Genomic DNA, 5,618 nt, shown 5'->3' with positions numbered 1-5,618 from the left:
ATTCACGACTAAATTGTGAGGTGCTCTCATAGCCTACTCGATCGGCAGCAATCGTCGCAGTGGAATTTTCCGCCAGCATCAGGCGACGGGCTTCGAGTAGCCTTAATTGCTTTTGATATTGCAACGGACTCATCGATGTCACCTGCTTGAAATGATGATGGAAAGATGAAGCAGACATATTTGCTCGATCTGCCAAATCCTCAACTCGCATCGATCGAGTCAGATCGGTCTTGATAACTTGAATAACCTCGGCGATCCGTTGCATCTTACTACCCGATGTCGCAATCTGGCGGACAGCTTCACCTTGTTCGCCCATTAACAAGCGATAGTAAATTTCGTGGATAATCAGCGGAGCCAAGATCGGGATATCTTGGGGTGTATCCAATAGTTTAGTCAGTCTTAGGGCGCAATCGAGTAAGCTGGTGTCGGCGGTACTGACAAACAATCCTCTCACAGAATTCTCTGGCTTCCTCGCACTTGGCTTGGTTTGAGCGGTAATAATATCGCAAAGTTGATGCAGATCTAAGTCTAACTTGAAGCCTAAATATGGCCGAGCTGGAGTTGCCTCGACTACAAATCCGCTAATCGGTAGATCGATCGAGACGACCAGATATTGAGACGCGCCATAATTATAAGTTTCCTCCCCCAGTAATGCTTGCTTTTTGCCTTGTAAGAGGATGGCGAGGATCGGAGTGCTGACACCGTGGAGGCAGACTGGCGCAGCAGATTCGCGCTGAAACTCTAATCGATCGATCCCTGTCTGATGAAAACCGTTCCCCTTGCCGTCGGTGTGTCGGGTTACGAGTGTTGCTAGTTCGAGACATCGCTCCGAGATCGGACTGTGGTTGAGTATGCCTATCGTCATCCTAGTTACTCCGTCAGGATTCGCTCGTTTCCTTTTGAGCATTCTAACGTATCTAATCTCTGCCCAAAAGCTTGACTTGGAGGATTAGGCAATAAACGGCGAGGTCTGTGTATTTAAAACTGGGGCTGCTGCTTCTACTATGAATTCATCGGCATCAAACAGAAAAAACAACCATGTTAAACGTAGAAAATAAAGTTGTTATCATTACTGGAGCTAGTAGCGGCATCGGTGAAGCTACTGCCAAATTATTGGCAAAAAATGGCGCGAAAGTAGTTTTGGGCGCACGGCGGATCGATTCTCATTCTGAGAGGCTACGCCAACGATTAGAAACAATCGCTAAGGAAATTCACGCTGATGGTGGCATCGCTGAATACCAAGCTCTCGATGTGACCCAACGCAGATCGGGAAAGAATCCAATGAGCCTCACATCCTACCGCACCCTCGGTCGCTCTGAACAATCAAAATGAAAACAGCACTAATCACCGGAGCCAATAAAAGTATTGGTTTTGAAACCGCCCGTCAACTGTTGCAACAGGGATATTACATCTATTTAGGCAGCCGTAATTTAGAGAATGGTCTAGAAGCTGTCGAAAAGCTCAAAGCCGAAAGCTTGAATAATCTCGAAGTCATTCAAATAGATGTCAGCAATGATGAATCGGTAAAGGCAGCAAGAGTCGAAATCGGCAAAAAAACCGAAGTATTGGATGTACTGATTAATAACGCTGGTATCAGTGGTGCCATGCCTCAACCAACCAATACGGACATAGCTGTTTTTAAGCAGGTGTTTGATACAAATTTGTTTGGTGTTGTCAGAGTTACCCAGGGTTTCATAGATTTGCTACAAAAGTCCGCCCAACCCCGTATCGTGAATGTAACATCAGGTTTGGGTTCGCTCACCCTACACAACGACCCTAATTGGAAGTATTACAACGTTAAAGCGGCTGTTTATAACTCATCAAAAGCGGCACTCAATATGTACACGATCGTTCTGGCTTCCGAATTGCGGGATACACCGTTTAAAGTCAATGCTGTCGATCCCGGATATACTGCCACAGATTTCAACCAGCACAGTGGCCCTGGGACTGTAGAAGATGCCGCCGCGCGGTTAGTGAAATATGCCACCATCGATGCTGACGGCCCGACCGGAAAGTTTTTGAGTGATGACAACAGCCCAGAAACGGGAGAGAGCCTGTGGTAGTTCTGGATAGTTAACCCTCCAACCAATCAAACCATACCAAATGAGGTACTCATGAAAGTTATCGTCACAGGTTCGCTCGGAAACATCAGCAAGCCACTGACAAAAGAGTTAGTAGCAAAAGGTCACGCGGTGACGGTTATTAGTAGCACAAAGGAAAAGCAAACAGACATCGAAGCCTTGGGAGCCACCGCCGCCATTGGCTCATTGGAAGAAGTCGATTTCTTGGTGTCCACCTTTAGTGGTGCAGATGCGGTGTATTGTATGGTGCCGCCAAATAACTACTTCGATCTTAATCTCGACCTACTGGCATATTATCGCCGACTCGGCAATAACTATGCACGAGCAATCGAGCAATCGGGCGTAAAACGTGTAGTAAACCTAAGTAGCATTGGTGCTCATTTAGAGAAAGGATCGGGGATTTTACTTGGTGCTCACGATGTAGAGCAGATTCTCAACAAATTATCATCAGATGTAGCCATTACTCATCTGCGTCCTACTTCTTTCTACTATAATTTATTTGGCTATGTAGATACGATAAAAGCCGTGGGATTCTCCAGAGGAGAGGCCTCGCCAACGATCGCCGCTAACTACGGTGCAGATGACCAGATCCCTTGGGTTTCGCCAATCGATATTGCGGCTGTAATTGCTGAAGAAATAGCAACACCGCATGTTGGTAGAAAAGTACGTTATGTAGCAAGTGAAGAACTTACAGCTAACGAAACTGCGCGTATTTTAGGTGCGGCAATTGGCAAACCCGAACTGAAATGGATAATTGTTAGCAACGCACAAATGCTCGGTAGTTTAAAATCTGCTGGAATGAATCCACAAATTGCTGCTGGTTTAGTGGAAATGTATGCCAGTCTTCATAGTGGTTTATTAGCAGAAGATTATTACCGCAATAAACCAACGGTGATGGGCAAAGTCAAGCTGGCAGATTTTGCCAAAGAATTTGCTGCTGCTTTTTAAAAAATCGACACCATTACACAAACGATTAGTAAAGCACTCAAAGATCGCCGCAATCGTGCGCTGCTCTCGGTTAAATTTGGAGCTTTACGTGCTCCTGATGGCGGCTGAACGGGGTAGATGGGCGACCCTCCTCTATAAAAAACTTTGCTGCCTATAGCCTCAAACACCTGTGCGTAGATTATATCGACATCTACCATTTGGCTCGCCTCGATCCGCATGTGCCGAATCATTGGTAGCCCTTGGTGTGGACTTGTCCTCAGCAGAATTGACCCACATTGAAGCTATGATTTCCCCCACGGCGATCGCCGGAACGCGTTACGATCGACATCAAATGAAGCTGCTTGACAGTGAAAGCCAATTTATTGGCACTTCTTTTAATTCAGGAGTCAATCCATTACTTTCAAGCCATTCTGCAACTCTTGTTAATTCTCGATTACCCGAAAAATCAAACCAGTTTTGTCTTTCAACTTCATAGTCTCGAAGCACATCTTTGAATCGACCGAAAGCACCTCTCCCGTCGATCGCTACACAAAGTAGCTTTTGAAGAGTTTCGTTTGTAACTGTATCTATAAAATCTTTCATGTCCTCGTAAGAATCACGAGATCCCATGTGTGGAACATTTACCGTGCCCCTTACTCGAATTAGTACTCCCCTGCTTGGCTTCAATCAGGAAGTGAGACTCTTTGTAAAAGTCCGCAAATCGCGTCGTCTTAGCCTTCTCACTAAAAAATTTGATGTTTCTGTCAAAACAGTAGCGATCGCCTGCCTCGCTGTCTTTTGGGTGGCGGTGCTGGTACATTTAGAGCCACACATAGATCGCCAAAAAAGGTCTGATAATTTGCCCGTTCGTTCCCCTCGGAACCCAACCACTTAGTCAGGAAATCTTCAACTCGTTTACTTTCTGCTGCATTCATGCAAATTTGAACTTGGCGATCGGGGGTCTAGCTGAGATATCTTACCGCTAAGTAACTTACAATGAAAGCATTCTGGCTTATTAGAGGATACCTGAAAAAGTTTTTTGATGTGAATCGTAGATCTAAATCCTCCTTAAAAAGCGACCCAAATCACGCGGAGGTTCCCTCCGCAAAAAGGGGACATCGCGCTATTGAATGACTATGTACCTCATCCAGCAGGTGGTGAAGAAGGTTGCATTTTAGAAGTTTACAATGCCACAGGTAAATTTCTAAAAGTTGTAACTGTGCCAATATCTAGTATTGATGCTCTAGACGATCGCGTATCGACAACAACGGCTCAATTATCTATTTAGTTTACGATTTGAACGCAAACAATTGAGATTTTGTGACGATTTACGCAGCAGTTGCGATCGGCACCTGCAAAACTACTGTAAGTAATCCTGGAAACAGCCTATTGAGATCGTCAGAGCGGAGGGTGTTGATATGTTGAGTGCCTTCTTTGCGGGTGAATACCAGTCCCGATTCTCGCAAAATCTTGAAATGATGGGACATGGTAGATTTGGCGACAGCGCAGTCTAGATCCGAGCAAGTTAGTTCCCCAGTCTGAGCTAGTCGGTGGACGATCTGCAATCGCACGGGATCGCCTAGCGCATATAGCACGCCGACAAGGGTAATATCTTCAGATTGGGGATGATAGAAGGGGCGCATGGGATGGAGCTTCGGCGGTGCTGAGGGGGAATGGGGTGAGGCGCGATTCTCCAGGGGAGCGACTGAAATCACGCGGAGGTTCCCGACCCATGTGTTTGGGTCAGCGATTCGCGATACGCAGGGCTTCCCGTTCGCGCAGCGTCTCCGAAGGAGAGGGTTTAGCGAATCAAGACAAGACAGAGGCTACGCCAACGAGAATGTGGATACTGCCCTACTTGCATTATGCCATGTAAATTGATATAGTTTGATAATTCGAGAATATCGAACTATCGAATTACTTACAGCAGACTAATCCAGCCCTTCATTATTTAGTTAGCTTATGACATTGACCCAGCTATTTACACCGCTACAAATGGGAGCTTTGACTCTCCCCAATCGGATTCTGATGGCACCCTTGACGCGCTGTCGGGCAGACAATGACCACGTACCGACGGCGCTAATGGCGGAACACTACAGCCAGCGGGCGAGTGCGGGACTAGTTATTGCTGAGGCTACCGCTGCAATGGATGGTTGCTCGGCATTTGGCGCAGAACCAGGAATTTATAACGAGGCTCAGGTAGCTGGCTGGAAGCAAGTCACGGATGCGGTACATGCCAACGGCGGTCTAATTTTCCTCCAGATTTGGCATGGTGGGCGGGCTTGTCATCCATTATTGAATGGTGGTAAGGTGCCAGTTGCGCCGAGTGCGATCGCCATTACCAATGATGAAATCCATACTCCAGATGGGAAGTTTCCTTATACCGTTCCTCGCGAATTAACGGATGCCGAAATACCGACGATTATTGCTGGTTTTAAAGCAGCGGCGGTAAATGCCCAAGCAGCGGGATTTGATGGTGTGGAAATCCACAGCGCGAATGGTTATTTATTGGATGAATTTCTGCGGGATGGCTCGAATCAACGCAGCGGAGCTTATGGTGGTGCTGTCGAAAATCGCGCTCGGTTGTTGCTAGAAGTATTGGATGCGACG

The 5,618-nt window shown here is 46.7% G+C and carries 7 protein-coding genes and 3 pseudogenes; 6 read left to right on the top strand and 4 right to left on the bottom strand.

Annotation, left to right across the window (positions count from 1 at the left end; all coding sequences use genetic code 11):
• The coding region (locus RMO35_RS03870; RefSeq protein WP_309738686.1) for an AraC family transcriptional regulator at positions 1–865 on the bottom strand (865 nt) is incomplete at its 3' end.
• Between the two features lie 173 nt (positions 866–1,038).
• Here RMO35_RS03870 and RMO35_RS03865 point away from each other — a divergent pair.
• From RMO35_RS03865 to RMO35_RS25165, 4 genes and pseudogenes are all read left to right on the top strand, one after another.
• A pseudogene (locus RMO35_RS03865) lies at positions 1,039–1,275 on the top strand (SDR family oxidoreductase); the annotation flags it as partial.
• A 53-nt stretch (positions 1,276–1,328) separates the two neighbouring features.
• Positions 1,329–2,063, top strand: a complete 735-nt coding sequence (locus RMO35_RS03860) for an SDR family oxidoreductase (protein ID WP_309738682.1) — start codon at positions 1,329–1,331, stop codon at positions 2,061–2,063.
• 51 nt (positions 2,064–2,114) lie between these two features.
• Positions 2,115–3,029, top strand: coding sequence for an NAD(P)H-binding protein (locus RMO35_RS03855; RefSeq protein WP_309738681.1), 915 nt, complete (start codon positions 2,115–2,117; stop codon positions 3,027–3,029).
• A gap of 48 nt (positions 3,030–3,077) precedes the next feature.
• Positions 3,078–3,253, top strand: a pseudogene (locus RMO35_RS25165) (aldo/keto reductase); the annotation flags it as partial.
• Positions 3,254–3,356: 103 nt separating this feature from the next.
• Here RMO35_RS25165 and RMO35_RS03850 read toward each other — a convergent pair.
• Positions 3,357–3,611: a UPF0158 family protein gene (locus RMO35_RS03850; protein WP_309738678.1), complete on the bottom strand. Its 255-nt coding sequence runs from the start codon at positions 3,609–3,611 to the stop codon at positions 3,357–3,359.
• A 161-nt stretch (positions 3,612–3,772) separates the two neighbouring features.
• Positions 3,773–3,943, bottom strand: coding sequence for a hypothetical protein (locus tag RMO35_RS03845; RefSeq protein WP_309738677.1), 171 nt, complete (start codon positions 3,941–3,943; stop codon positions 3,773–3,775).
• A gap of 191 nt (positions 3,944–4,134) precedes the next feature.
• Here RMO35_RS03845 and RMO35_RS03840 point away from each other — a divergent pair, with 191 nt between their 5' ends.
• Positions 4,135–4,296, top strand: a complete 162-nt coding sequence (locus RMO35_RS03840; RefSeq protein WP_309738676.1) for a hypothetical protein — start codon at positions 4,135–4,137, stop codon at positions 4,294–4,296.
• A 40-nt stretch (positions 4,297–4,336) separates the two neighbouring features.
• Here RMO35_RS03840 and RMO35_RS03835 read toward each other — a convergent pair whose 3' ends face one another.
• Complete coding sequence (locus RMO35_RS03835) at positions 4,337–4,651, bottom strand: ArsR/SmtB family transcription factor (RefSeq protein WP_396135029.1); 315 nt, start codon at positions 4,649–4,651, stop codon at positions 4,337–4,339.
• 325 nt (positions 4,652–4,976) lie between these two features.
• Here RMO35_RS03835 and RMO35_RS03830 point away from each other — a divergent pair.
• Positions 4,977–5,618 (top strand): annotated as a pseudogene (locus RMO35_RS03830) (alkene reductase); the annotation flags it as partial.

Source organism: Chamaesiphon sp. OTE_20_metabat_361 (assembly GCF_031364565.1).
The sequence above is the reverse complement of the archived record's forward strand: the minus strand, read 5'-3'. Positions and strand labels throughout refer to the sequence as shown.